Below are 25,340 nucleotides of genomic sequence, written 5' to 3'. Positions count from 1 at the left end.
GTTATATAACACAGACATGTGCAGAGTTGGGATCGGACGGTAAGGAAATGATTTTCCGGGAGTCAGGTATGGCTTTGAATTTGGCGCAGAAACTGATATCAGAACATCTGGTGGAAGGTAGCGTGACGGAAGGGCAGGAGATCGGACTGAAAATCGATCAGACACTGACCCAGGATGCCACAGGTACGCTGGTGATGCTGGAATTCGAAGCCATGGGGATACCCCGGGTTGAGACCGAGGTATCGGTGCAGTATGTGGATCATAACCTCATGCAGCTGGATAACAAGAACCAGGAAGATCATATTTTTCTGAAAAGTGCGTGTGAGAAATTCGGGATCTGGTTCAGCAGACCGGGCAACGGGGTGAGTCATCCCGTGCATATGGAGCGCTTCGGCATACCCGGAAAGACTCTTCTGGGCTCAGACAGCCATTCCTGCGCCGCAGGATCGCTGGGTATGCTTGCCATGGGAGCCGGCGGACTGGAAGTGGCTATGGCCATGGCCGGGAAACCCTTTTACGTTACCATGCCCCGTGTTATGGGAGTGCGCCTGGCTGGCAGTCTGCCTCCATGGGTCAGCGCCAAGGATGTAATTCTTGAGATGCTCCGCCGGCATGGGGTTAAGGGCGGTACAGGGAAAATTATTGAATACTACGGTCCGGGGCTGGAGCATTTATCAGCCATGGACCGGCATGTTATTGCGAATATGGGTGCGGAACTGGGCGCTACCGCCACCGTATTCCCGTCGGACGACCGTACCAGGGAATTTCTCGCTCAGCAGGATAGAGTGAATGACTGGCGTCCCCTGGAGGCTGACAAGGATGCCGCCTACGATGAACAGGATGAAATAGATCTGTCTGCCCTTGAGCCCCTCATCGCCCTCCCGGTAAGTCCGGGAAATGTGGTCCCGGTGAGCCAGGTTGCCGGCAAGGAGATCCATCAGGCATACATCGGTTCTTCGGCAAATCCAGGATTCAGGGATTTCGCCATAGCTGCGCTGATTCTTCAGGGCAGAAGTGCAGCAGCCCATGTGTCTTTGGATATCAATCCCAGTTCACGGGATGTTCTGGAAAATCTGAGTCGGGAAGGCTATTTGAACCTTCTCATCAAGGCGGGGGCGCGGATTCACCAGACCGGCTGCAACGGCTGTATCGGCATGGGGCAGGCACCGGCCAGCGGAAAGATCAGCCTGCGAACTGTTCCACGGAATTTCCCGGGCAGATCTGGTACCAAAGAAGATCAGGTGCATCTCTGCAGCCCCGAAACAGCAGCAGTTTCTGCAATACAGGGAAAAATCTGCGATCCCCGGAACGCAGGATTTGAGTATCCCCCATACAAAGAACCTGAGCAGTGGAGCCGGAACACCGATCTGCTCCTGGCTCCCCGGCAGATAGAACAAACAGAACTGGAGAAGGGACAGAATATTCAATCCCTTCCGGACCTGGACCCGCTTCCGGACGAGATTACCGCTCCGGTAATTCTGAAGACCGGTGACGATATTTCCACCGATGAAATTCTTCCTGCGGGAGCCAGGGTGCTTCCCTTTCGAAGCAATATTCCCAAGATCAGTGAGTTCACCTTTTCCCAGCTGGATGAGCAGTTTTACCGCCGTGCCCTGGATACAAAAGAGCAGGGTTCCATTATCGTGGGCGGGGCCAATTACGGCCAGGGCTCCAGCAGGGAACATGCGGCTCTTGCCCCCCGGTATCTGGGAGTGAGAATAGTTATTGCAAAAAGTTTTGCCCGGATTCATTGGCAGAACCTGGCTAATTTCGGAATTCTTGCTCTCACCTTCTCCCGGGAAGGAGACTATGACCGGGTTTCTCAGGGCGATACCTTATCTTTCCGTGACCTGAGAGCGCAGTTGTTGCAGGGTGGGAGTATACGGGCCCGAATCAACGGAACCGATGATGAAATAATCCTTCATCAGCAGTTGAGTGAGCGGCAGATTGAAATGGTTCTTGCGGGAAGCCTCATCTCCCTGGTTCGCAGGTCGGCCTGAGTCTTTCGGTTCATGAATCCAAGCGTTTTCCCATTTTGACAGAGCTCCGGTTCTCTTCAAGGATGGAAAACCCCTGTTTTCGATAAAAGCGGACTGCTGCGGAATTGTTCGTTCCCGTATGGAGATACACACCGGGGACGTCCATATGTCTGAGCTGTTTGATGAATTGATTGATCAGTTCAGAACCGTAACCCCGGCCCTGGATTTCGGGTAGAAGATTGATATGAAGATGGGCCGGGTGTTCCCTGGTGACCGGGACTGCGGATTTATCACTATGGAGCCGGGCCAGAAAAAACTGTTCGGTATCCGATGAGCATCGCATAGTCTGGGGATAGTGCATCCGTAATGGCGGCAAATAGAAATCCTCCATCCATCTGTAAAAATTCCCGGTATGGGATGCCCCCAGGACATACCCTTTCGGAACTTCCTGATCCACAATCACCAGGCATAAATCCGGGTCGTATGTGATATACGGCATTACATACAACTGACCGATAAACCATGGGTCACTGTAAAGTCGGGTCCCGTCTTTTCCGTTATCTCCGGTTTTCAGACAGATATCCAAAAGATGGGGTGCGTCAGCGGGATGGAACGGTCTGATGATTTCTGTGCTCATGGATAATTCTATCAGGATAGCTGTGAGGTGTGCTATTGATTGCCCCGGTATTCATCCGCTCTCCTCTCAGTTATGGTGTCAGTTTATGGAATAAGACGGCCCATATCCCGGGGAAACAGGCTTGCCTGGCGGATATTGGGCAGATTCAGAAGCATTTGAATCCAGCGTTCCAGTCCCAGTCCGAAGCCGCCGTGGGGCGGCATTCCGGCATCAAAGGATTCCAGATACGATGAGAATGCCTGTGTATCCATACCGCTCCGTTTCATGGCTTCACGATAATCGCCACCCCTGTGGAGCCGCTGTCCGCCGGTGACAAGTTCCTGTCCGCGAAACAACAGGTCGAAACTCATGCTGTACCCCGGTCGATCCGGGTCCGGGGCCGTGTAAAAGGGACGAACCTCCATCGGGTATCCCGAAACGAACAGGAAGTCGCTGGAAAATTCGGTGAGGCACCACTCCCCGAGCACCCTTTCCGCCTCCGGGGACAGATCCAGGCCGGAATTCGCAACACCCTGGCGGGAGGCGATCTCCAGAGCTTTTTCGAAATCCACCACGGGTATGCGGCGGGGTACCGTCGGCCAGTGGACCGGGAATCGTTCGGCCCATTCCATAACCAGTTCTGCGGATCTGCCGCTGAGAAAGGCAATTAATCGTTCCAGAAGATCCATCAGATCCCGGTGGTTCCTGATGAAACCCATTTCCACATCCATGGATGTATATTCATTCAGATGTCTGACGGTGGTATGCTTTTCTGCTCTGAATACCGGGCCGATTTCATACACTTTCTGAAACACGCCCACCATCTGCTGCTTATACAGCTGTGGACTCTGCGCCAGAAATGCCTTTTTGCCGAAGTAATCAAGCTGGAAAACAGTACTTCCGCCCTCCATCCCCGTGGAGGTGATTTTCGGGGTGCGGATTTCTGTGAAACCTTCGGCATCCAGGAACTCCCGGAACAGTCTCTGGCTGAGGGACGCAAGGCGGTGCCTGAAACGGATTTCCGGCCGCCTGAGAACCCGGGCTGCATGATCCAGCATTGTGGCTGGAGACATATTGAGCTCTTTTTTGCTGATATCGATGCCGCTGATCAATTCGCCGTCGGGTTCTCCCTGGTATCGGATCCCTTCCAGCATCAGCTCGAATCCGCCATGGGCATGGGAGTTTTTCTGCACCGTTCCAAGCATTTCCACGGCGCTGCCCACGGGAATGCTTTTGATTCTCTCACAAATTCTTGAGTTGTCACTGAGAGCCTGGGCGGTTCCCCACCCGTCACGCATGATCACGAACGTGAGGTTTTTCAGTTCCCTGACCCCATGGATCCAGCATGGGATAATAATCTGTTCGCCGGCATAGTATTCAATATCTGTTGTACGTATACGTTTCATGTTGTATCTCCCTTGAGTTTAAGAAATTCTACCGGCAGAATGCCTGTATCTCATCGATAGCGCCCTGTTCCCAGGCTTGCAGTAAAAGACTTCGCATACCCCGGCGCCGGAAATAGTTGGCGCTATAGTTTCTCTGCATTCCGGTCCCGGAAAAAAGATATCGGCGTATGCAATCAGTACCCTCTTCAGACCGGATAAAATCCAGTGCGAAATCAGCAGCCTTGATTTCCGCCAGACTGTGATCTGTATGCAGATGTTCCATTATTCTATCCACATCCTTGGCGCTGCCCTGTTTCGCCCGTTGGGATAATTCCCTTGCCAAACTGACTCCTTTGATTGGCGTTTTCATAATCGCTCCTTCGCGAAATAGTTTTCAAAGCTCCGGCCGGAAGCTGTGATTGCAATGAATATGGTGATTTCGAATGAGCATAAAAAAAGGGACGCGATCAATATCGCGTCCCTCTCAATCGGCTCAGTCGAAACTTATGACATGCCGCTTGCCCCATACGGACGCGAAAAGTGAGAAAAGTCAGAATCAGTATCCTGGATACGGATGTCTCGCAGGTTCCATGCAGTCATAATAGTGAAATTATCTGTAACAGATCGAATTATGTCAATATTTGATGCTGCGTTCTGAGGATATATCCCGGTGTTTCAGAAGAGGCGATCTCCGGTGCATTCACAAAACCGCCGATAGGCTGGGGATTGAACCATTCCCGTTAATTGATGGCCAAAGCTGATGAAATTTGCAAAGGTGTGAGAGGGGGCTTCAGGATCTCGGCTTCGAAGAGAATATGGAAGACCTGTCGTACATCTGCCTGAATGATGATGCTTCGTATAAGAACAGCAGAATTTCTTTTGATATCGTTTTCCGAGATTTAAACCGTGTCATGTCTATTGCCTGTATTTCTGCAGTTTATTTGCTGATGGTTCGCCAGTTTTCGATGGCTGAGGAATCATCCTTATCCACATACAGATCTTTGCGGATTTCATGACCTGATAACCGGATTACTTCCTCGGGAGGAACTTTCCCCTTTGCTGTCACAAAAATGCCGCGAACCTTGGCCACCGCAAAAGGTCTGTCATGCTTCCCCTGGAACGTCTGGGTTAAATAAAAATATTTATGGTCAAAATGGTCCAGCTGGGTAACGATTTCTATGGCCTCAAACGGTTTTATCTCCTTGATAAATTTGATATCGATGGCGGCGACAATGGGATTGAGCCGGTGTTTGAACACCAGCTTCAACAAGCCAACTTTTCCCAGGAAATCCAGACGGGAAAGATCCATAAATGAGAGGTAACGGGCGTTATTCACGTGGAGATTAAAATCAATGTCCCGCAAATATGCGCGGAACCGGGTCACGCAGGGGGTGTAAATCCCCTGCTTTTTGGCAAAACTGAATTTCAGCCAGATTCGAATCAGTCTGAAGTATAAATTCATGTTATATCCTCGGGTGAAAGTTTTATTCACAGCAGTTGTGCACGTTGTTGAGATACATGTCCCTGTACATGCCGGACATTGAAGCCGTGTGCCCCAGGGAGAACCAGGGTGTATTATAAGTTTGTTGAAAGGCTATTGATGACCTGAGTTTAGTGCACTGAAGCTTGTAAAAAAACGTTTTCGGAACATTCCGGGTTCATATGTAGCGCTTCACTATTAGTCCCGGCACCATCGCTGGCGGCGTTTTTCATCGGCCCTTGCCGATCCGGGCTGTTTTACAAGCTTTGGTGCACTGCCTATTCATTACGTTGAATTATATATCAAGAGAACTGATTACAGAAGAACAAAGATATCGACCACAGCATGTATGCTTCACCCCGGTCGGACTCTCCTCCTGCAGAGCGTTTGCTGAAAAGGTATCGCCGGCATGTTGAGGCTGATACGATGTTTTTCCTGCGGAGCTGTGATCATTGCGAAATTCCCATAAGCTCAAGCAGCCCCGGAGCAGCCATTGCGGAAAACCAGTAGGCTATAACCCGGCTGTTTTCCGGACAGCCCCGGAGTACCCAGTTTCGTGCTGATGCCAGCAGGGCTCCTGAAAGATAGGCCGCAGTCAGCCCTGCTCTGTCCTCATCCCACGGGGAGCCGGCCCTTTTTCTCAGGGGCTGATGGAGCTGATACGACATGGATTCGGTGGCAGCTCGTACTGCTTCGAGAACCACCGCTCCCCGGGGATCGGTAAAAAGCGGTCGATACAACGGAAGATTTTCTTCAATGTGAGCAAAGAAGTAATAGCTGAGGGGTCGTTTATTCAGGAGTAGACTGTCCGGATCCAGGCCGGATTCCAAAAGAGACCTTTCCATGGGGCGAACTCCTCCTTCAACAGCTGTGCGATGCATTCATCCGGGGAATGATAATGGGCATAAAAAGCGCTTCGACTCACATCAGCCTTCTGACAGATCTCTGCGACAGAAAGTCCGTCAAAGCCGTTGTCCATAAACAAAGTTTTCACCGCCAGTAAAATATCCCGGCGGATACGTTTTGATCGGGGATCCATACGGTCAGTTTACATCTAGACTACAGTTGTCCGCAAAACATTTTCACTTCCGAGCTATGCTTTTCCCATACGTGTTTTGAAGGAGGGTCTGATGAGACTCAAAAGCTGGCAGGGCGTGCCTGCAATCGGTGAAAAAAGCTATTATCGGGACAGGATAGAATGGCGTAATCTTGAACGTCGGCTGCCCGCTCCATTCCGCTTCAGCGGGAAGATTGAGCCGGATGAGTGTTTCAGGCAGTATCGCGGCTGGGATATCCATCTGGATATCTGGGAAAATCCTTCTGCGGTGAGAACGCTGATACTGTGTCATGGCGGCGGAGGAAACGGCCGTCTGGTGGGATTTCTCGCCCCTACACTGATGAAAGCGGGGTACCGGGTCATCTGTCCTGATCTGCCGGGATACGGCCTGACGGTCCGCCGGCGGGGAAAAAAGATCAGCTATAATCTCTGGGCAGACATTGTTGCAGACATTGCCCGGGGGGAATTCCAAGCCGGATCCGGACCGCTTCATTTTATGGGTTTGAGCCTGGGTGGTCTGCTGGCGTACGGCGCAGCCATGCGCTGCGGTGGGGAAATCGCCGGGGGAATCATTGCCACAACCCTGCTGGATACCCGCCGCCCGTCGTTGTTCGCCAAGGCAGCAAGGATTCCTGCACTGGGTTATATCAGTTATGCCATGCGAGGCCTTCTTGACCTTTTTGCAGGTCGGCTGCGTATACCTATGCGGTGTATTGCACCCATGGAAAAAATAACCAATGATCCCCTGATCAGCGGGCTTATTGCTTCGGACCCTATCTCCGGCGGTACCTGGGCTCAGCTGGGTTTTCTGCTGAGTCTGGTGAGCTATGATATCTCCACAGAGCCGGAGGATGGAGATATACCTCTGTTGGTGGCGCATCCCTCACTGGATCCCTGGACCGGACCCGAACTTTCCCGGCCGTTTTTCCATCGTTACGGAGGAGTCAGGCAATGGGTTGATCTGCCGGGATGCGGTCATTTGCCCATTGAAGAGCCGGGGTACAGCTCATTGGCAGAAGCAATTCGGGCTTTTTCAGCACAACAGTATTGATATCATCACAAACTCAGAAGCAATGTTCTGGAAGAGAACCCATCTTTGATAGATGAGATTATTGATGGCCGCTACAACACTTACTATCCCGGAATCTGTGTGGGCGTATCAAGCTTCTCAAAGACGATTGTGAAGGTGGTGCCGTTGTCGTTTGTAATACTCAGGTTCCCGGAAAGCTGGTCCGCGAGCATCCGTACTATAGTCAGGCCGAAACCGGACACCTTCTTCGAAAGTATCTCCTGGAAAAGCCAATGCCGTCATCTCGTATGATGAGTATTGTTTTTTCGTCAGCGTGAGCAAAGGTTATGTGAATATGTTTGTCTGTTTCGCCGTGAAACGCATGCTTGAAAATATTGGTAATCAGTTCATTGATAATGATTCCGATAAACACCGCTTTATTCGAATTCAGGTTTACATCGGCAATATCTTTTTCAATGCATAGAGATTGGTATTCAGGAAAAACTGAAAGTATGGAACTGAGCAGTTCTTCAATGTAACTCTTTATTGAAACTTGCTCATATTGCTGATCCACAAGCAATTTTTCATAAAGAACTCGGACTCCCTGAACCCGGGAAATGGCAATCTTCAGGGAATTTTTCGCTTCAGGGTTCATAATATTGTCAGCCTGCATCAACAGCAGTCCTTCAATCGAAGTAATATTGTTCTTCATCCGATGATGCACTTCCTTGAGAAGGGTTTCTTTTTCCGAGAGTTGACGCTTGATTTCTTTTTCAACTGATTTACGGTATGTGATATCCTGTATAAAGCCGAGTATCCTTCGATTTTCCAGATCGGTTTTCCCGATGGCATGAACATGTCGGTGATTGCCTTTGGCAGTGATTATTTCCAACTCTTCATCAAAGGGTTCTTTATATTCAATTGCCCGGTTCAAAACGTTTTCCAGGATGGGCCTTGATTTTTCGGTGTAGAAACTTCCCGATTTTTCCAGGGAGAGATTAAAGTCAAGTTCGACTTCATGAATCCGATATGTCTCTTCGGTCCAGGTTTGTTCGCCGGTATCAATATTCAACTCCCAACCGCCAACTTTCCCGATCTGTTCAGATTCAGAAAGTAAACGCTTGGTTCGCATCAGCGCTTCTTCGACCTCTTTTCTCTCAGTGATATCCTGGATGGCACCATGCATACGGATTGGATTACCCTGTGCATCGAACTCAAGTTTACCAGTGCCGTGTACCCATCGTTCAGCTCCATCGTTTATACGGATGATATTATACTCAAGGTCGAAGCTAGATCTTTCCCGTATCACCCGTTCATGATATGCAAATGTGGACTCACGAAAATCCGGATGTAAAAACGCCGACCATCCGGCAATTGTATGAGGATATGTTTCATCTATTCCAAATACATTATAAAAGTTTGGTGAGCAGACCCATGCACTTTTGTCTATGTCTGTCTCAACCAGGTTCGTTGAATAGGAACAGATATGTGCAAAAGATTCAGAGTTGCGCATCATCTCTTCATTCTTCCGCAATGCAGCTTCTTTTTCCCGTTCCTTTACAAATGCATTAAATAATTTGAAAGCCATCTTGATCGAAGCATCCAACACGGTAATTGAGGAGTTTTTCACCACATACCCATATGAGGTAATATGTTCTGTTTTTTCAACGATCTCACGTTCACTATGGCTCGACAAGAAAACGATTGGGATCTCATGATACGTGAGGATTCTGGCGGTAGCTTCCGTACCATCAATACCTGAGCCTAGATCAATATCCATGAGAATCAAAGATATTTCCGGATCTGAATTCACCGCGTTGACTGCTTTTTCTCCGCTTCCCGCGGTTATGACATTGTAGCCATATGTTTTCAGGGCCTTTTTTTCAGCAATTGCTATGATTGGATCATCTTCAACAAGCAGCAGCGTTTTTGCATCCTCTCCAATCATGGCGCGTTACCTCTTACCATAGTATAGTCGAGTTTTATTGAGAATGGGTCATGTGGACGGAGCAGCGGCGAGTGCACGTACTAAATGATAGAAAAGCTACAGCATGCCGCAAGTTCTTTGATAAAGATATGACAGGTTAGCTCATGTGACCGGAACTGGCTCCGGGCATTTTTGTACCTCGAATATGTCCTGAATAGAAAGTTGTCGCACAACCTTCTGATTCTCTCCTGTTTGATTATTGCGCCAGGCTATCGGACTGTGAAAATAATTCTTCTGACCGGCTGGTATGATAGAGGGTTCCGTAATATTTCAGTGTCTTGTCGTGGACTTCCGGATCATCATCTGCAACACAATCGGATATCACATATGTGTCGAAACCCCGCTGCATTGCCGAGAGTGCCGTAATGTTGACACAAATGCTCGTCACAAGACCGCATATGTAAATTCGCTGAATTTCATGGTCCACCAGATATTCCTGCAACTGTGTTCCGAGAAACGCATCAAAACAGTTTTTTGTAAAACACATTTCGCCGGCTGCTGCTGAGGCAAAATCGGGTGTTCGTACTCCGTCGGTTCCCCGTATGCAGGGGCTCGATCCCCGTTGTTTGGCGAACATCATCCAATCTGTTCCGTCCGGCTCAAAACTGCTTGTGACATGGATAATGGGTAGTTGATTGCTGCGCGCATATTCGAATAACAAGCTTACTCGTTCTGTAAAGCTCTTCTGTTCAGGTATGTGATTGAGAAAATCAATTTGTATATCGATTGCAATAATTGCCTGCCCTGGGTATTTCATTTCCTGAATCTTCAAAAAAAAAGCCCTCTGTTCTATTATAGTCCGTTTTGAATGAAGGAGAGGCATTATTTAAATTGATATATTTCTGATATGCTGCCCGCAGCTGGTGATCCATATTATATTTCAGACAGAGGAACTGATATGGATTTTATAATGATCTCGACAATGGACGAATCTAAGGCTGTGGCTGCCCTCGCCCGGAACGTATTCGGACCGGGCAGCGGCCTGATCGTCCCATCAAAACCGAAGTGGGGAATTTACGCTCGGAATGATGCAGGTAAAATGGTCGGGGGAGTAATTCTCAAACGCATCGGTAAGAAAGCCGGGATGATCGATTTTATCTTCGTTGATGCCGCCGGCCGGGGGCAGGGCCTGGGGCCCGAGCTGCTGCGGCGGGGGCTTGATGAGCTTGTATCGGCGGGTTGCGAAGATCAGTTGGCTCTGATCCGCGATGATAATACCCCATCCTGGAATATGTTCGCCAGGCAGGGCTTTACCATTCCCTCATGGTTCCGCGGGGTGTATCCGTATTCGTTGTTCGGGTTTGTGTATTTGTTTTTCTTAACCTTTGCCAATACGGGCTACAGCCTGTGGCTTCGAAGCGATATGGTGAATGTGTCCTCCGATGCGATTGACGAACAGACGGAACATGGCAGCGGCCCGCTGGGAGGAATTCTGCTCAGCCTTCTTATCGCAATGATTGCAGCTGTGGGAGTGGGGCGATTTGGTCAGGCAGGATGGGAATGGTTCATATCGGCGGCTGGCTTGATTATCGGAACGGTACTGCTGAGGATTGTTTTCAGCTTCCCCTTTGCCAGAGCTTACGGCAAACTGCGCTTTCAGAACGCCCACGGGGGCGGCCCCTGGTCCGTGGGCCTCGGCCTTCTCGGTGCTTGGTGGCCCCATTTTGGTATGTGGGTTCCCCGGCAGAAGATATGGCATTTCTCCCGATTTAAGGGTTTTGAGGGGCGGGCGGCCTTAGCCGCCTGGATGGCAACCCTGACTGTCTACGCGGCCACCTATCTGGTCCCCTGGCCGGGCATCGCCCAAGGACTGCGGGAGCTGTTCACACCGGTGCTGATATATCAGGCCTTGCCCTTTATTCCCTTCGAAGGTATGGACGGGTACCGGGTGTTCAAATGGAGCCGGGGTTGGTACGCTGTCGGCCTTGTGGCGACCATCGTATTAATCGCGTTGCGGTTCTTCTGATTAGGGAAAAGCAGATCAGAAAGATCATCTCAGAGTTTATCGAGAACGATATTTTTCCAAGAATGCCGCGGATTATGAATAAAAGACCCGGTGCAAAAAGTGAAAGTATTTTGCTGGCAATTCAGGAAATTAGAGCTTTGCCGAATCCCGCAGGGGCTGAAATCAGGGTAAGCTGGCGCTTTGCGCCGATATTCATCAGTTCCAGAAGCTCGGGGCGTCGGACTATATTTTCCGGAGGTGGTGGAACATGTAGTTTCGTTGACAGAATCTGCATCAGACTTATTGTAGCACAACGGCAGCATAATCGAATTCCCTCCTATAGATTTTCAGCTATCCTCAGGTTCAATTCAGCAGTCCAGAGCTCCGCTTCTCTACGGTGCTTTCGGCGTATAATACAACGCATCTCATTTAGCTGCCCTGTTGGCAGCGGGATTCTACTGATTACTGAGGAAGAGGTAAAAACCAGTCGGAGGGTTCCGCCGAACAGCCCCTTTCGGAAATTGGCGGAAACGAGCTTGTTCACATCGAAGATCAGGGATTCAAGCTCTCCTTTGGGAGATTCAAAGAGATCATACAATCGCCACTCAATACATAAACTGTTGTCACCCAGCCCCAGAGTGCCGTGAAGCTCATTCATACCCGGCTCCATATAAAAGGGCAGCATATATTGAAACTTTTCCGAGCGTCGATCAATCCCGTTTTCACGGGACCCCGCCGGCTGAATTCCGGAATTTTCGTCATCTCTCATACATGACGTATTGTAATTCAGCGATGAGAAGCGGACAAGCATTGCCTGTACCATCCAGGGAAACTATCAGGAAAGGTCTCAGGTCATTTTCATCTAACGAGAAGCGTAGCGGGAATTTCACAGAAAATTTATACTGTAGATATGTAGCCGGGGGCTGGCAGAGATTTTTTCGGTTTTCTCAACAATCTCAGGTTCAGTATGTGAGGATAAGAAAACGATAGGAATGTCTTTTTCCTTTAGGATTATTTGGGCAGCCTGTGTCCCGTCAATGCCAGAGCCTAAATCTATATCCATGAGTATTAAATCTACTGGCAAATTCTCTTGCGTAATTGTTTCAATTGCTTTTTTTCCAGTAGTCACAAGATATACAATATAACCTTTATTCTCTAGTTCCTTTTTTTCTGCAATCCCAATTAGGGCCTCCTGAAAAAACCCTATGCTGCCATATTACCATACCCCAATACCACGGGGAAATGAGACTTCGTAATTTTTCGGCTGCGTAGCATAGCTATGATAAAGACGTAAAAAAGATCCTTCCGAATCTTTTCCAGGTTCATCACCAGCATGATCATGGCCACCTGCGATTCACTGGTCTCAGCAAGCTTTGTCATTAATCGACCCATTGAGTACCGTCGTTTTGCTCTGCCAAATGTCCCTTCGACAGCTATTCTATCCAGCTCATCCTGACGGGCCAGCTTCTTTCGTTCTCGATTTTCTCCACGATCTTTCGGTGGACGACCAAGCGGCGGACCGGATAATCTGATTCCCCGTTCCTTGCACCAATTCCGGTTGCCCCTGGTGCGGTAAATCTGATCGGCGTGTATTGATTCCGGATACACGCCATATCTGTGCCTGTACTTTTCAGCCTGCATGACTAAATCACCAGACTCGTTGTATGGATCCCATGAACAGCGATCGATGAACATGTACCCGTCAATATTGGCGGATGAAATCTTCATGCCGAACTCAACCGGGGTACCGGCTTTTCCCCTGACGATGGGTCGAATATGGGGTTGGGAGATACTCACAATCCGGCCCGATATTCGATGATCTTTGGATTCATACATCAGTGCCTGCTGGCGAAAGACTTCCGAGATAACCAACAGATTCCGGTACTGCTGCCGAGACAGGCTATTCAAGCCGACTACCGTCGCTAATTGCTCTATATGCCGGAGATTACGGCGTATGTACCCCAGCTGCTTGCGTATTGCTTTGCGAATCTTGTTCTTGCTTGCTCTGCGCTTTTTGATGACCACTAAAAAATCCTTTCGCGCTTTCTGCCGGTAGGTTCGGGGTTTTGTCGCCCCCTTGGCCCGTTCTGCGTGAAGAACGTCTATGATGGTTTCCAGTTTTTCCCGGCTCTCGTTTAAAATCGAAAGATCGGTGGGATATCGAATATCACCGGGTACGCAGGTGGCATCAATCAGCAGCTTTCCGCTGTTTTCTACCTCAGAATTTTCTTCTTTTTCAGCTTCCGTATCATCTTCAGTTTTTTTTTACGTTCTTCGGCAATAATCAATTCATTTGCGTGAGTGATCATGTCCATGCTGATTCGCTTTCTGAAATGGACCATCATTGATGGATCAAAGGGAGCCTCATCCTGGTACCCCTGCATTCCGATGAGATATTGCAGGTAAGGCGTCTCACGAATCTGCTCCACGGTTTCCTCATCTGTAATTCCTAATTTTTCCTTTATAATCAGGGCACCCAATGCTGTACGGAAACGGATCGCCGGAGCGCCTTGCCCGCTTTCGATAGCAAACTGTGAGGCATATTCTGCTTCTAAATCCTCCCAGGGAATTAAATCAGCAAGCTGTACCCAGCGGTTATTGGGGTTCAGTTTGCCTCCAAATGGGAGATAGAAATCTTCAAATGAAAGCTGCGTTTTGTCCTCAGTTCTATACATAATCCCTCCCGCCAAGAAAACAGGTGCAAGGGTTTTTGCCTGGTTTTCGCAAAAACCGTGCACTTCATGCACAAATTCTAGCAGTATTTCATTTATATGTATAGGGTTAAGGTTTTTTCAGGAGGCCCTATGTAGCGCCTGTTCTCGACTGTTTCGGAGGAGAGATTGTTAGCTTGGCAATGGATGAGCATATGAAAAAGGAATTGTGCATTCAGGCCATTGCTGATGCATATCAAAGCAGAACTCCCGGAAGCGGTGTGCTCGTACACAGTGATGCTGGGAGCCAGTATACGAGTGATCAATTTAAAGAGTTGCTTGGTAGTTATCGGGCTATTCAGAGCATGAGTGACGTCGGGAAGTGCTACGATAATGCCCGGATGGAAAGCTTCTTCGCAACACTGAAAAAAGAAAAGTTGTACAAAATGAATACAAGGAAAATGTCCAGGGAACAGGTGAAGACTGTAATCTGGCGCTATGTCATGGTTTACTATAATCGCAAGCGGATCAGTACCGTGAATGAGGGTGGATTGCCTCCTGCCATTTACAGGGAAAAATTTGTTACTCAAGAAAAGGCTGCTTAAAAATATGTTGGGTATTTAGGGACTGCACCGATGTTGACATTTCCATACCGTCGTTTTGCTCTGCCAAATGTCCCTTCGACAGCTATTCTATCCAGCTCATCCTGACGGGCCAGCTTCTTTCGTTCTCGATTTTCTCCACGATCTTTCGGTGGACGACCAAGCGGCGGACCGGATAATCTGATTCCCCGTTCCTTGCACCAATTCCGGTTGCCCCTGGTGCGGTAAATCTGATCGGCGTGTATTGATTCCGGATACACACCATATCTGTGCCTGTACTTTTCAGCCTGCATGACTAAATCACCAGACTCGTTGTATGGATCCCATGAACAGCGATCGATAAACATGTACCCGTCAATATTGGCGGATGAAATCTTCATGCCGAACTCAACCGGGGTACCGGCTTTTCCCCTGACGATGGGTCGAATATGGGGTTGGGAGATACTCACAATCCGGCCCGATATTCGATGATCTTTGGATTCATACATCAGTGCCTGCTGGCGAAAGACTTCCGAGATAACCAACAGATTCCGGTACTGCTGCCGAGACAGGCTATTCAAGCCGACTACCGTCGCTAATTGCTCTATATGCCGGAGATTACGGCGTATGTACCCCAGCTGCTTGCGTATTGCTTTGCGAATCTTGTTCTTGCTTGCTCTGCGCTTTTTGATGACCACTAAAAAATCCTTTCGCGCTTTCTGCCGGTAGGTTCGGGGTTTTGTCGCCCCCTTGGCCCGTTCTGCGTGAAGAACGTCTATGATGGTTTCCAGTTTTTCCCGGCTCTCATTTAAAAGCGAAAGATCGGTGGGATATCGAATATCACCGGGTACGCAGGTGGCATCAATCAGCAGCTTCCCGCTATTCTCTACCTCAGGATTTTCTTCTTTTTCAGCTTCCGTATCATCTTCAGTTTTTTTTTACGTTCTTCGGCAATAATCAATTCATTTGCGTGAGTGATCATGTCCATGCTGATTCGCTTTCTGAAATGGACCATCATTGATGGATCAAAGGGAGCCTCATCCTGGTACCCCTGCATTCCGATGAGATATTGCAGGTAAGGCGTCTCACGAATCTGCTCCACGGTTTCCTCATCTGTAATTCCTAATTTTTCCTTTATAATCAGGGCACCCAGAGCTGTCCGAAACTGTATTGCCGGAGCGCCTTGCCCGCTTTCGATAGCAAACTGTGAGGCGTATTCTGCTTCTAAATCTTCCCAGGGAATTAAATCAGCAAGCTGTACCCAGCGGTTATTGGGGTTCAGTTTGCCTCCAAATGGGAGATAGAAACCTTCAAATGAAAGCTGCGTTTTGTCCTCAGTTCTATACATAATCCCTCCCGCCAAGAAAACAGGTGCAAGGGTTTTTGCCTGGTTTTCGCAAAAACCGTGCACTTCATGCACAAATTCTAGCAGTATTTCATTTATATGTATAGGGTTAAGGTTTTTTCAGGAGGCCCTATGTAAAACAACAGTTGATCGATTTTTCAGTAGATAATTCTGGAGCCATGTTGAGTCATGATAATGTTCCGCAATTTTCCATCAACTATCAGTTATATGGACTTGCCGGTTAAAATGTTGCTGTTGAAGTTGAGGATGGTGTAATCAGGAAAATGCCTGTTCTGTCTGGATTACATCATCATTATTATCTGAGTAGTGCGTGGCAGGCAAAAAACTATAGCACGGGTTCATGTGCAGAATGAGCAGGGTAGCTGGAAATTCACAGAAAATTTATATTGCAGTTATGGATACGGGAAGTGTCCCAAAATTGGGACGAAAGGGAGATTATCGTCGTGAATTTTGCGGGTCAGTCAGCATATACATCCATGTCTTTCCCAACAGCTTTCAAGCTGTACTATTTGCTCTTCACTCAACATTGGCAGCTCATTTATTTCTGGATCGAGGACCTTTTCGCCCTTGTATCTGCTGAGCGTCCATTTCTCCCCAGGATTTAGCAGCTCGGATATCTCCTTGAGAGCTATTTCATTAATAATTCCCGGAGCGCATACGGTCCGCAATTCATATTCCCTGGTGCTATGCAATGAAAATTCTTCGCTATCCTTCCAAGCCCTCAGAATTCTGAGGCTTTCAAGAACTCTTTTTCCCATGCCCGATTTTCCGCCGACGAGGGCGTAGTTCGAGGGTGTGGTTTTTACATCCATGGCTACATACACCAGCGCAGGATGGTTGAGAACCTTTTCGAGAGCGGAGGGCAGAACTCCCGATGTATCCAGCTTTATGCTCATACCGATGTCTGCAAGTTCGTCTATGAAATCGTAAAGTCCGGGATGCACCAGCGGCTCGCCACCGCTGATCACTACGTGGCTGACTCGGTTTCGCCGGGCTGCTAAAGCTGTAAGTACCTCTGCCATGGAAAGAAATGACTCCGGGTGCCTGCCATGTATGAGCTCTGCATTGTGGCAGTAGGGGCAGGCCAAAGGGCAGCCGGCGGTAAATAGAACTGAGGCAACCCGCCCGGGAAAATCCACAAGGCTCGTGGGGTAGAACCCCAGGCGGGAGAGACCGTCACTACGCTGGTGCGGGGAATGAGGAGATATGCCGGGAAGCTTTCCGGCTTTTTGATCACAGAAGGTCTCTGTTTTCATCATTTTGGCTACGGGCTCTTTCATTTGCGGATGTACTCGGCGATGCGATTCAGATCGCTGCTCCTGAACACCTCTCTGCCATTGCGATCCCTAGCAATAACCGTTGGAACCGATGATATGCCGTTTTCCGCAGCCAGAATCGCACCACCCTCAGATGCCGCATCTACCGGGGTAAAATTCGCAGCCACATTCTCCAGTGTCGATTTCACCGAGGGACATTTGGGACAGCTTGGGGTAAAGTAGTACTCCAGGCTGGGAGCGCTATGCGCAGCCTCGGCTTTTGCGATCAAGGTGTTTGCGATGGTTGGAGTATCGGGGCGAACCATCCCCGCGCTGTCTATGGTATGAACATAGGTCTTCCTCTCGACGAATTCTCGACTCTTGCCCTGGTTCCAGTTTTTCAGGGCGCGGTAATATCCGACTATGCGGCTGTAGACTTCGGTTTCGCCGCTGCAATGGGGGCATTCGTGCACCTCGCCGTCCAAATATCCGTGGACCGGGCAAATGGAGAATGTTGGCGATATGGTGAAATAGGGTAGGCGGTAGTTGTGGGCGATAATTCTGACCAGATCCGCGCAGGCCCTCCAGTCCTTTATGCTTTCTCCCAGAAATCCGTGGAACACCGTTCCACCGGTGTACCTGGACTGCATGTCATCTTGCAGATCCAAGGCGTCCAAAATATCTGCTGTTGCATCCACGGGCAGCTGGGTCGAGTTTGTGTAGAAGGGCTGTTCTTCGGTGCCCGCGGTTATTATGCCAGGGTGATTTTTTGTATCGTGCAGAGCCAGGCGGTAGCTTGTTCCCTCCGCCGGGCTGGCTTCCAGGTTGTACAAGCTGCCGGTGCTCTCCTGAAGATCGGCCATACGGCTGCGCATGTGGTCCAGTATTTCCAAGGCGAAAGCCCGAGCTTCGTTGTCCAGAAGGTTTTTGCCCATGAAATTCTCCGTGGCCTCATTCATGCCGACAATCCCGATGGTGGAGAAATGGTTGTTCAAATGGCTGAGGTATCGTTTTGTATAGGGGAACAGTCCCTGGTCCAGGAGCTTTTGCACAACCACGCGCTTGGTCTCCAGGCTTTCACTTGCAAGATTCATAAGCTCGTCAAGGCGGGCAAGGAAATCGTGGCGGTCGGCGGCAAGGTGGGCAATTTGGGGAAGATTAATAGTTACAACACCTATTGAGCCGGTGAACTCATCGCTGCCGAACAACCCTCCCCCCCGTTTGCGCAGCTCGCGCTTGTCCAGCTGGAGCCTGCAGCACATTGAGCGGACATCACCGGGATTGAGGTCGGAGTTTACGAAATTCTGGAAATACGGAGTGCCGTATTTACCTGTCATTCTGAATAAGAGCTCGGCATTTTCACTATTCCAGGCGAAGTCCTTGGTGATATTGTAGGTGGGGATGGGATATTGAAAACCCCGTCCCGACGCGTCGCCTTCAATCATCAATTCCAGAAACGCCCGGTTGATCATGTCCATCTCCGCTTGGAGGTCACCATAGCTATAGTCAAGCTCAATGCCGCCGACCACTGCGGCCTTGTCGGCCAGATCCCCAGGGACCATCCAGTCCAGGGTGATGTTAGTAAACGGAGCCTGGCTTCCCCAGCGGCTGGGGGTGTTCACCCCGTAGATAAAACTTTGCAGAGCCTGCTTCACCCCTGCCTGATCCAGCCCGTCTTCGCGCACGAAGGGTGCCAGATACGTGTCGAAACTGGAAAATGCCTGGGCGCCTGCCCATTCATTCTGCATAATGCCGAGGAAATTCACCATTTGCTGGACCAGGGTTACCAGATGTTTTGCCGGGGTGGAGGATATTTTACCCCTCACCCCGCCCAGGCCTTCGGCAATGAGCTGGCGAAGGGACCAGCCTGCGCAGTAACCCGAAAACATCGATAAATCGTGTATATGAAAGGCTGCGCTCTTGTGAGCCTTGGCAACCTCCGGAGAATAGATGCTGTTGAGCCAATAATTAGCGGTTATCGCCCCGGAATTATGGAGAATGAGGCCGCCGAGGCTGTAGTTCACGTTTGCGTTTTCGTTTACCCGCCAATCGGATTTCCCAAGGTAGCCGTCCATTGTATTGCTGATGTCCAGCATGGCGGCATCGAAGCTGCGAAGCTCCCCATGCTTGGAACGATAAAGCATGTAGGCCTTGGCCTGCTTGAAGAGTTCCATTTCCATGAGCGTCTGTTCCACAGCATCCTGAATTCTTTCGATCTCTACGCTGATGGGCTCAATTCCATGCTCTGTATTCAGCTCGGCTATTGATGAAATTATTTTTTCTCTAACCTTAACTGCAATGTTGTGTGGCGTTACAGATGGCCATCCTGCCTGGCTGTCCAAGTGGGCTACAGCGGCGTATGCCTTCGAAACGGCATTTTCTATACGGGAGATATCGAAGTTGCGAATTTCACCGTCTCTGCTTATTACTGATATCTGCGTGGTTTCCATTGTCTGTCTCCTTTTATGTTTATCAATGCTTCGTGGTTAATGGTACGGGTAGCCGTGTGTTTTTTGTTCGCCCTCTAATCCCAGTCCAGGTTGCCGGCTATTTGGTACTCGGTTACCCTGGTTTCGAAGAAGTTTTTCTCCTTGGAAAGGTCGGTGGACTGGCTCATCCAGGGGAAGGGATTTGGTTTCCCGTAGATTGCTTTGAGATTTATCCGCTCAAGGCGGCGGTCTGCGATGTGCTCGACGTAGTCGCAGAACTGCTGCGAGGAGAAACCCAGTATGCCGTTGGGGCATGCGTCTCTGGCATAAACCTTTTCCAGTTCCACCGCCTCGGCGATGAGCTTTGTGACCTCAGCCTTGAATTCATCGGTCCAGATATCGGGATTTTCGGCGACGATGGTGTTAATGAGGTCAGCGCCGAAGGCAAGGTGCAGGCTCTCGTCCCGCATGATGTACTCGAACTGCTCGCCAATGCCAACCATTTTTTTCTGGCGCTTGAGGGCCAGCATCATGGCGAAGCCGGCGTAGAAGAATATTCCTTCCATTATAACGTAATAGCCGATGAGGTCGTGGATGAACCGTCTGATGTTGTCGCTGCCGACGGTTGAGAAATGTGGATCCAGGATTCCTTCGGTGAGGTTGATGACAAAGTCGTCCTTCTCCTTGATGGAGGGGATAGTCTCATACATGCCGTAGAGCTGGTCGGGGTCCAGACCCAGGGAATCACAGCAGTAGATAAATGTGTCGGTGTGCACCGCCTCCTCGTAGGCCTGGCGCAGCAGGTACTGCCGACACTCGGGATTGGTGACGTGGTTGTACACGCTCAGAACAATGTTGTTTGCGGTCAGGCTTTCGGCAGTGCTGAAAAATCCAAGGTTCCACATAATCAGGTGCCGCTCCGCGTCGCTCAGGCGTCCGGATTTCCAGAGCTCTATGTCGTCCTGCATGGGGATTTCCTCGGGAACCCAGTTGTTCGCTACCCCGTCCTTGTAATGCTGCCTGGCCCATGAGTACGTCATGGGCAGGATTTTATTCGGGTCGGTCTTACTGTTGTTGATGATTGCCATGTTTTCTCCTCATTGATTAATGCTGGCGTACCGGCGTGGATTCCTGTGAATCCTGCGCCGGATTTTTCCTCTTACTGGCAAGCCTCGCAGTCGGGATCCAGAAGGTTGCAAATTTCAGCTCCCTGAACCGCCGTCATGGGAGCAGCGGCAAGAGCCAGACCAACACCTGCGACTTTTGCAACCGGCTGGTTCTCGGGAGTGCTGCCTGTAGCCGGCGAACTTTCATCCCCGCCTGCACTTGCCCCTGCACCCCGTTTCTGGGTGTAGCCGTAGACCTTTGCATCCAGGGTTGATTTTTCAATCTGGCTCGCGGCCAGAGTTCTCAGATAATAGGTGGTTTTTAATCCCATACGCCAAGCGCTGCGGTAGATGGTATCCAGCATTTTGCCTGAGCTTCCCTTCATAAAGACGTTGTGGCTTTGGCTCTGGTCTATCCATTTGCTTCTCCTGGCGGTGAAGCGAAGCAGGGTAACCGGATCAATCTCGAAGGCTTCAAGATAGCGCTCCCGTAGTTCGGCGGGGATCTGGGTTATTTCCTGAACCGAGCCGTCCCTGAATTTGAGCAGTTCGCGGATCTGGTCGTTCCACAGGTCCATGGCCTTGAGCTCCTGGACCAGGTAGCGGTTCACAACAGTGAATTCGCCGGACATATTGCTCTTTACATAGAGGTTCTTGTACGCCGGCTCTATGCAGGGGTAGACACCTGCGATGTTAGAGATGGTCGCCGTGGGGGCGATTGCCATGGTGTTCGAGTTTCGCATGCCGTGTTTCTTAACCGATTGCCGAACCGGCTCCCAATCCAGAGCTCCGCCACGGGGAACGTCAATGTCAATGCCCCGCTGGGCTTCAAGGATGTCCAGACTGTCCTGGGGAAGAATGCCCCTGTCCCACTTGCTGCCCTTGAAGCTGTCATAAGCACCTTTTTCGGCTGCGAGCTGGGAGCTGGCCATTATGGCGTTCCAGGAAATAACCTCCATGGATCTGTCGGCAAAGGCCAGAGCCTCTTCGTGATGGAAGCCGAGACCCTGCATGAACAGGGCGTCCTGGAATCCAAGTATGCCCAGGCCGATGGGCCGGTGTCGCATATTGCTGCGCCGGGCTTCTTCGGTGGGGTAGTAATTGATGTCGATGACGTTGTCCAGCATGCGGATGGCGGTGGAAACTGTCCCGGCGATAAGCTCTTCGTCGAGTTCAACGAATGCTGCACCGGTATTATTATCCCCGCCGCTTTCATCAGAAATAGCGCGCAGATGCCGGGGAAGGTTTATCGAGCCCAGGTTGCACACTGCAGTTTCGTCAGACGAATTGTTGAGGGTTATTTCGGTGCAAAGGTTGGAATTGTGCACCACCCCCGCGTGATCCTGCGGACTGCGGATATTGCTGGGATCCTTGAAGGTTATCCAGGGGTGACCGGTTTCGAAGAGCCTGGAGAGCATCTTTCGCCAAAGCTTTTCGGCTTCAACGTTTTTGAAGAGATTGATCTCGCCCCTTGCCGCAGCCGCTTCGTACTCCTCGTATCGTTTCTCGAAGTCCGAACCGTATAGGTCATGCAGGTCGGGGGTCTCATCCGGGGAGAACAGGGTCCATTCGCCTTGGGCCTCAACCCGCTTCATAAACAGGTCGGGTATCCAGTTGGCGGTGTTCATGTCCGGGGTGCGGCGTCTGTCGTCGCCTGTGTTGCGGCGCAGATCGAGGAAATCTTCAATGTCGTAATGCCATGTTTCGAGGTAGGCGCAGGTCGCTCCCCGCCTCTTGCCCGAGCGGTTAATGGCGACGGTGACGTCGTTGGCGATTTTCAGAAAGGGGATGACTCCCTGGGAGTGCACCTTGGTGCTGGCAATCCAAGCGCCGGTGCCCCGAACGCGTGTCCAGTCGTTTCCTATTCCGCCCGACCACTTGGAAAGGGCCGCATTGTCGCCCATCACCTTGAAAATATGCGAGAGATCGTCGTTCACCGTGGAAAGATAGCAGCTTGAAAGCTGGGGATGTTCCAATCCTGCGTGGAAAAGCGTGGGGGTAGATGGAATAAATCGAAGGCTGCTCATAAGCTCGTAGAACTCCAGGGCCTTTTCTTCTTTATTAGCCTCATTCAGAGCAAGGCCCATTGCGACCCGCATCCAGAAACCCTGATAGGTTTCCGAGGGCTTGCCTTCAATCTGCAGGAGATAGCGCTCGCGCAGGGTCTCGCTGCCGATGTAGCGTAATTCCATATCCCGTTCGGGTTTTATGGCCTGAGACATTGCCTCTACATTAAATTCGGCGAGGCGGGGATCGAAGTATGAGAGTTCGATGCCCCGGTTGATTTCCCGGATAAAGCCTTGACGGTATGCGGTAAAATACCCGCTTTCTCCAGCCTCGGAGGCCAGCAGTTCCCGCGCATGTGCCTGGCGCAGGAGCAGGGCTGCGTATTCATCGTACACCGGGTCCTCTTCTATGAGCCCGGCTGCGGCTTGAACGCTGAGGAGCCTGAGTTCTGCGGTGCTCACCGTTTCGCCAAGCCCTTCCAGAACCATGCGGCTTATGCGGCTGCTGTCAATTTCGGCGGCCTTTACTTTGCCGAGGAGTTGGCGCTGCTGGTTCAAATACGCTTCCAGATTTTCTCGGGAAAAGCTGACCCTCTGGCCGCTGCCGGTGGCCACCGCCATTTTCCCGCTCTCGGCGTCTTCTTTTCGTTGGCGACCGGTTTCTCTTCGCTCCAATCCGTGGTGATACCTGTAACGGATGTAGCGTTTGGCTGTTTCGAAGTACCCGCACTTCATCAAAGCCGTCTCGGCCATTTCCTGTATTTCCTCTACGGGGATGGCGGGCAGCTCCGCTCCGGGGCCAATAGCCGCCAGTTGAGCGTCCTCCCATGACCGAATCATCTTTTCAATCTCAGCAGCGGTTGCTTCCACCTTGTCGTGGTGCTCGTTTTCGCCCGTTTCTTCTCTGCCTTCCCCGCCGGCTTCAAACGCTCTGCTCAGGGCCGAGCGTATCCGGGAGAAGTCAAATTCCCCCTGTCTGCCGTCGCGCTTGCGAACATGGCTTACTCTCATATTGTCCTCCTTGCGATTTTCGCCCCTTCCACCATGCTCTCTTACCAAGACCGGGGACGGGTACTTCTCCGAAATTTCATGCACAAACGCACGCATAAAATGCGCGCTGGAACGGAGAAAAATTATATGTTTCGGGAATTTAAGATGCGGATCACGGATGAACCTCCCGTTCTGTGTTTTCAGGCAGGTCTCCTGGCTTTGCTTCGTCCTACTCTCCGGCCTTCCCGGTTTCCCAGTGGCATGTTCGGATTTCGTCTGCATTACAGTAGCGGGGGCTGCGCCGGATTTTCACCGGACTTCCGCTGCAGGGTTATTCTCTGCGGCATTACCTGATGTCAAAAGTATGATTTAATGATCGACATATGTCAAGCATATATAGTGTTGATATTTAAAAAAGAAAAAAACCACTCTTTATATGGGGGGGGGCATGCATGTTTGCAAATGCACCGATGAACAGCTGCCCGTACTATAGTTTTTTGAACTGCAGCCGCATATTCTGCAAATGTTTCCATATTCTGAATCAACGATACTGAATATATGTTTCACTTCCTGATAAATCTCTTCCAGGGACTTGTGTTTCTTGCAACCAAGAGACGAAAGGATCTGCTCTTTACCCTATTACTGCTCCGAACTTATACTGCAGGTATGGAGACGGGGAGTGTCCCAAATTTGGGACGAACGGGCGATTATCGTTGTGAATGTTGCCTTGGTCCATATACAGCTGTATAGAGCCGCATAACAGGAGCTTATGTCGTCAGTTATCCATATAATGCTTCTATGCTCGCATAATAAAGGCGTCGATAACGGCGTCAAAATATTTCCGTAAATTATTCACATTTGGACCTGAACATCATCATCAGGCTTTGTGCTTGGAAAGGGAATAATCTTATATTCTTTTTGCTCGGCATTCCACAAATCAAGCTTTGATTGCATATTTAGCCAACTCTGAGCGGATGTATTAGTTGCCTTCGCAATTCTTACTGCCATGTCGGGGCTGAGCGCAGCTCGTTCATTTATCAGCTCAGATAATGCTTTGCGTGAAACGCCAAGATCCTCAGCTGCTTCGGTGACAGTGAGATTTAGAGGAACAAGAACATCCTCTTTTAACACAATTCCAGGGTGTGTAGGTTTTCGCGTATTCATATAATCCCCTCCGGTCGCATGGGCGAGCAGGTAACAAAGTTGCCGACCAGCCTCAATGATAATCCCGGTAATCTACGATATAGGCATTGCCTTCCTCGAAGAAAAAAGTGATGCGCCAGTTTCCATTAACCCAGACAGACCAAATGTCTTTTTCATTTCCGGAAAGTTTATGCAATTTATAACCTGGCAGCGCCATATCCTGAACGGTAATAGATGCATCGAGTCGGTCAAGGATTCGCGAAAGCTTTCCGGCATGATCAGGATTGATCCCCTTTTTCTTTCCTGTAAAGAAGAACTCTTCAAGACCTTTGTGCCTGAATGATTTGATCATAC

The 25,340-nt window shown here is 50.0% G+C and carries 22 protein-coding genes, 1 pseudogene and 1 riboswitch; of the genes and pseudogenes, 4 read left to right on the top strand and 19 right to left on the bottom strand.

Translation table 11 applies throughout. The features are described 5' to 3' along the window. Positions 1-68: 68 nt before the first annotated feature. Entirely contained in the window at positions 69-2,000 is a 1,932-nt protein-coding gene (locus L21SP2_RS15695) for an aconitate hydratase (RefSeq protein ID WP_041403334.1), read from the top strand. Positions 2,001-2,010: 10 nt separating this feature from the next. Here L21SP2_RS15695 and L21SP2_RS15690 read toward each other — a convergent pair whose 3' ends face one another. From L21SP2_RS15690 to L21SP2_RS18195, 6 genes are all read right to left on the bottom strand, one after another. Next, positions 2,011-2,616, bottom strand: a complete 606-nt coding sequence (locus tag L21SP2_RS15690; RefSeq protein ID WP_024269565.1) for a GNAT family N-acetyltransferase — start codon at positions 2,614-2,616, stop codon at positions 2,011-2,013. An 83-nt stretch (positions 2,617-2,699) separates the two neighbouring features. Next, positions 2,700-4,001: an aspartate--tRNA(Asn) ligase gene (aspS, locus tag L21SP2_RS15685; RefSeq protein ID WP_024269564.1), complete on the bottom strand. Its 1,302-nt coding sequence runs from the start codon at positions 3,999-4,001 to the stop codon at positions 2,700-2,702. A gap of 28 nt (positions 4,002-4,029) precedes the next feature. Continuing rightward, positions 4,030-4,350, bottom strand: coding sequence for a hypothetical protein (locus L21SP2_RS15680; RefSeq protein ID WP_041401743.1), 321 nt, complete (start codon positions 4,348-4,350; stop codon positions 4,030-4,032). Positions 4,351-4,917: 567 nt separating this feature from the next. After that, complete coding sequence (locus L21SP2_RS15675; RefSeq protein WP_024269562.1) at positions 4,918-5,442, bottom strand: thioesterase family protein; 525 nt, start codon at positions 5,440-5,442, stop codon at positions 4,918-4,920. A gap of 467 nt (positions 5,443-5,909) precedes the next feature. Next, positions 5,910-6,305, bottom strand: coding sequence for a hypothetical protein (locus L21SP2_RS15670; protein ID WP_041401742.1), 396 nt, complete (start codon positions 6,303-6,305; stop codon positions 5,910-5,912). Then, positions 6,254-6,499: a TetR/AcrR family transcriptional regulator gene (locus tag L21SP2_RS18195; protein ID WP_024269560.1), complete on the bottom strand. Its 246-nt coding sequence runs from the start codon at positions 6,497-6,499 to the stop codon at positions 6,254-6,256. The genes L21SP2_RS15670 and L21SP2_RS18195 overlap by 52 nt, the downstream gene beginning before the upstream one ends. Positions 6,500-6,590: 91 nt before the next feature. Between L21SP2_RS18195 and L21SP2_RS15665 the strand changes: the two genes are divergently transcribed. Then, on the top strand, positions 6,591-7,568 hold the full coding sequence (locus L21SP2_RS15665; protein ID WP_024269559.1) for an alpha/beta hydrolase: 978 nt from the start codon (positions 6,591-6,593) through the stop codon (positions 7,566-7,568). Between the two features lie 202 nt (positions 7,569-7,770). Here L21SP2_RS15665 and L21SP2_RS15660 read toward each other — a convergent pair whose 3' ends face one another. After that, positions 7,771-9,474, bottom strand: a complete 1,704-nt coding sequence (locus L21SP2_RS15660; RefSeq protein WP_024269557.1) for a PAS domain-containing protein — start codon at positions 9,472-9,474, stop codon at positions 7,771-7,773. A 235-nt stretch (positions 9,475-9,709) separates the two neighbouring features. Further along, the gene (locus L21SP2_RS17690) at positions 9,710-10,270 is read right to left on the bottom strand and encodes a cysteine hydrolase family protein (protein ID WP_169730501.1); all 561 of its coding nucleotides are present in this window, start codon (positions 10,268-10,270) and stop codon (positions 9,710-9,712) included. 141 nt (positions 10,271-10,411) lie between these two features. On the opposite strand from L21SP2_RS17690, the gene L21SP2_RS15650 reads away from it, so the two are divergent. Beyond that, positions 10,412-11,479 carry a GNAT family N-acetyltransferase gene (locus L21SP2_RS15650; protein WP_169730500.1) on the top strand — a complete coding sequence of 356 codons (1,068 nt, stop codon included), beginning with the start codon at positions 10,412-10,414 and terminating at the stop codon, positions 11,477-11,479. 316 nt (positions 11,480-11,795) lie between these two features. On the opposite strand, the gene L21SP2_RS15645 is transcribed toward L21SP2_RS15650, so the two are convergent. The 3 genes from L21SP2_RS15645 to L21SP2_RS18190 all read right to left on the bottom strand — a co-directional run bounded on the left by L21SP2_RS15645 (position 11,796) and on the right by L21SP2_RS18190 (position 14,133). Continuing rightward, positions 11,796-12,116, bottom strand: a complete 321-nt coding sequence (locus tag L21SP2_RS15645; RefSeq protein ID WP_144083036.1) for a hypothetical protein — start codon at positions 12,114-12,116, stop codon at positions 11,796-11,798. 228 nt (positions 12,117-12,344) lie between these two features. Next, positions 12,345-12,635 carry a response regulator gene (locus L21SP2_RS15640; protein ID WP_280113294.1) on the bottom strand — a complete coding sequence of 97 codons (291 nt, stop codon included), beginning with the start codon at positions 12,633-12,635 and terminating at the stop codon, positions 12,345-12,347. Positions 12,636-12,661: 26 nt separating this feature from the next. Beyond that, positions 12,662-14,133, bottom strand: a protein-coding gene (locus L21SP2_RS18190) for an IS5 family transposase (protein WP_425277201.1) whose coding sequence is annotated in 2 segments (ribosomal slippage) — positions 12,662-13,723 and positions 13,726-14,133 — 1,470 coding nt in all. Because the reading frame shifts where the segments join, the coding sequence is not laid out codon by codon here. A 131-nt stretch (positions 14,134-14,264) separates the two neighbouring features. Here L21SP2_RS18190 and L21SP2_RS15630 point away from each other — a divergent pair. Further along, positions 14,265-14,714: pseudogene (locus tag L21SP2_RS15630) on the top strand (transposase); the annotation flags it as partial. Here the strand turns inward: L21SP2_RS15630 and L21SP2_RS17675 are convergent. From L21SP2_RS17675 to L21SP2_RS15590, 8 genes are all read right to left on the bottom strand, one after another. Continuing rightward, the gene (locus L21SP2_RS17675) at positions 14,711-15,388 is read right to left on the bottom strand and encodes a transposase (protein WP_053335729.1); all 678 of its coding nucleotides are present in this window, start codon (positions 15,386-15,388) and stop codon (positions 14,711-14,713) included. The pseudogene L21SP2_RS15630 and the gene L21SP2_RS17675 overlap by 4 nt on opposite strands. Positions 15,389-15,576: 188 nt before the next feature. Then, entirely contained in the window at positions 15,577-16,038 is a 462-nt protein-coding gene (locus L21SP2_RS17670) for an IS5 family transposase (RefSeq protein WP_053335728.1), read from the bottom strand. 479 nt (positions 16,039-16,517) lie between these two features. After that, positions 16,518-17,336, bottom strand: a complete 819-nt coding sequence (locus tag L21SP2_RS17665; RefSeq protein WP_024269550.1) for an anaerobic ribonucleoside-triphosphate reductase activating protein — start codon at positions 17,334-17,336, stop codon at positions 16,518-16,520. Then, entirely contained in the window at positions 17,333-19,762 is a 2,430-nt protein-coding gene (locus tag L21SP2_RS15615; RefSeq protein WP_024269549.1) for a ribonucleoside triphosphate reductase, read from the bottom strand. The genes L21SP2_RS17665 and L21SP2_RS15615 overlap by 4 nt, the downstream gene beginning before the upstream one ends. 74 nt (positions 19,763-19,836) lie before the next feature. Further along, positions 19,837-20,829, bottom strand: a complete 993-nt coding sequence (locus tag L21SP2_RS15610) for a ribonucleotide-diphosphate reductase subunit beta (protein ID WP_024269548.1) — start codon at positions 20,827-20,829, stop codon at positions 19,837-19,839. A gap of 71 nt (positions 20,830-20,900) precedes the next feature. Beyond that, positions 20,901-23,960, bottom strand: a complete 3,060-nt coding sequence (locus tag L21SP2_RS15605) for a ribonucleoside-diphosphate reductase subunit alpha (RefSeq protein ID WP_280113262.1) — start codon at positions 23,958-23,960, stop codon at positions 20,901-20,903. A gap of 69 nt (positions 23,961-24,029) precedes the next feature. Further along, positions 24,030-24,212, bottom strand: a riboswitch (cobalamin riboswitch). Positions 24,213-24,695: 483 nt separating this feature from the next. Beyond that, complete coding sequence (locus L21SP2_RS15595) at positions 24,696-25,007, bottom strand: HigA family addiction module antitoxin (protein WP_024269545.1); 312 nt, start codon at positions 25,005-25,007, stop codon at positions 24,696-24,698. Between the two features lie 52 nt (positions 25,008-25,059). Continuing rightward, entirely contained in the window at positions 25,060-25,338 is a 279-nt protein-coding gene (locus L21SP2_RS15590; protein WP_024269544.1) for a type II toxin-antitoxin system RelE/ParE family toxin, read from the bottom strand. Positions 25,339-25,340: the final 2 nt, after the last annotated feature.

It is taken from the genome of Salinispira pacifica, assembly GCF_000507245.1.
GTDB lineage: Bacteria > Spirochaetota > Spirochaetia > DSM-27196 > Salinispiraceae > Salinispira > Salinispira pacifica.
Note: the sequence above shows the minus strand (reverse complement) of the source record. Positions and strands in the feature narration are given on the sequence as shown.